General features: G+C 64.7%; 3 protein-coding genes. All 3 read right to left on the bottom strand.

Features of this window, described 5'->3' with window-relative positions:
• Positions 1–348 (bottom strand): 2Fe-2S iron-sulfur cluster-binding protein (locus B4A72_RS16035; RefSeq protein ID WP_292979119.1); only part of this gene is annotated, 348 nt, incomplete at its 3' end.
• Positions 349–359: 11 nt separating this feature from the next.
• A complete protein-coding gene (locus B4A72_RS16030) occupies positions 360–779 on the bottom strand; it encodes a DUF5333 domain-containing protein (protein WP_292957436.1) in 420 nt (139 codons plus the stop codon).
• Between the two features lie 104 nt (positions 780–883).
• On the bottom strand, positions 884–2,029 hold a 1,146-nt coding region (gene nuoF / locus B4A72_RS16025), incomplete at its 5' end, for an NADH-quinone oxidoreductase subunit NuoF (RefSeq protein WP_292979117.1).

Below are 2,029 nucleotides of genomic sequence, written 5' to 3'. Positions count from 1 at the left end.
GCCCTGGTCGCAGATCGGGCAATCCAGCGGGTGGTTGATCAGCAGGAACTCCATCACGCCTTCACGCGCCTTCTTGACCATCGGGCTGTTGGTGCGGACCTCGGGCGGGGCGCCTTCGGGACCGGGGCGCAGATCCTTGACCTGCATCGCGCAGGAGGCGGCGGGCTTGGGCGGGCCGCCCACGACCTCGACCAGGCACATGCGGCAATTGCCGGCGATGGAGAGACGTTCGTGATAGCAGAAGCGCGGGATCTCGATCCCCGCCTGTTCACAGGCCTGGATCAATGTCAGATTGGGATCGACCTCGATCTCGGCGCCGTCGATCTTGATTGTCCGCAAATCGGCCATCATCACTTTCCTTACCTTGCGCTCAGCAACGATCCCGTGACCGTATTCTTCGCGATTTCCTGCCGCCCCAGGCGGCAAAAGCTGTCGGCATCCCCGGCCGCCGCCCCGTTCCGGTCCAGATAATCCTCGGCCACGGCATAGATGCGGTCCTTGTCGGCGCGGCTGTCCAGGAACGCCTCGATCTGGGCCGTGGAATAGCCCTTGTCGCGCGCGTATTTCTTCAGCGCGCGCGCCTGCATGAAGGCAAAGACGACACGCCCGTCGATGCTGGGACATTCGCGGCGGATGCGATCGGCGATCCGCGCCGCGATCAGACGGTCATTGATGTATTTTTCCTGCGCCAGCGGCTCCAGCGCGGCGGCCTGCGTCGCGGCCATTCCCAGGATCGCGACCAGAGCGGTCGCCACGCGGTTGCGGTTCTGTCGTTTCATCATCCGTGCCCTTCTTCTGTCATGGCCCCTGCCATAACAGCCGCCTGCACGGGTTTCCCCACACGACCCCGTGCGCGCGGCGTGAGCATATGCACGCGCGGACATCATTGCGCCGCCATCGCTCCCATGCGTCCGGTGCGTTTCGCCTTGATCCGGTCCTCGATCTCGCCGCGGAAATTGCGGATCAGGCCCTGGATCGGCCAGGCGGCGGCATCGCCAAGCGCGCAGATCGTGTGGCCCTCGACCTGCTTGGTCACGTCCAGCAGCATGTCGATTTCCTCGACCTCGGCCTGACCCGTCACCAGCCGTTCCATGACCCGCATCATCCAGCCCGTGCCCTCGCGGCAGGGCGTGCATTGCCCGCAGCTTTCATGCTTGAAGAACTTCGCCAGCCGCCACACCGCCTTGATCACATCGGTGTCCCGGTCCATGACGATCATGCATGCGGTGCCGAAGCTGGATTTCAGATCCCGCATCCCGTCATAGTCCATGATCGCGGATTCCGCCTGTTCGGCGGTGATGACCGGGCAGGACGCCCCGCCCGGAATGATCGCCTTGAGGTTCTTCCAGCCGCCGCGCACGCCGCCGCCATGTTTCTCGATCAGTTCCTTCAGCGGGATCGACATCGCCTCCTCGACGACGCAGGGATTGTTGAGATGCCCGGTCAGGCCGAACAGCTTGACGCCGGCATTGTTCGGCCGGCCGAAACCCGCGAACCATTCCGCGCCCCGGCGCAGGATCGCCGGCACCACGGCGATGGATTCGACATTGTTCACCGTGGTCGGGCAACCATAAAGACCCGCGCCCGCCGGAAACGGCGGCTTCATGCGCGGCATCCCCTTCTTGCCTTCCAGGCTTTCCAGCAGCGCCGTTTCCTCGCCGCAGATATAGGCGCCGGCGCCGTGGGTCAGGTAGAGGTCGAAATCCCAATCCGAACCGGCCGCATCGCGCCCCAGCAGCCCCGCGTCATAACATTCGTCGATCGCCGCCTGCAGCGCCTCGCGCTCGCGGATATATTCCCCGCGGATATAGATATAGCAGGCATGGGCGCCCATCGCGAAACTGGCGATCAGCGCGCCTTCGATCAGCGTGTGCGGATCATGGCGCATGATCTCGCGGTCCTTGCATGTCGCGGGTTCGGATTCGTCGGCATTGATGACCAGATAGGCGGGCCGGCCATCGCTTTCCTTGGGCATGAAGGACCATTTCAGCCCGGTGGGAAAGCCCGCCCCGCCGCGCCCGCGCAGGCC

The organism is Paracoccus sp. UBA5162 (assembly GCF_002413585.1).
Classification (GTDB): Bacteria; Pseudomonadota; Alphaproteobacteria; order Rhodobacterales; family Rhodobacteraceae; genus Paracoccus.
This window is presented reverse-complemented; position numbering and strand designations above follow the sequence as displayed.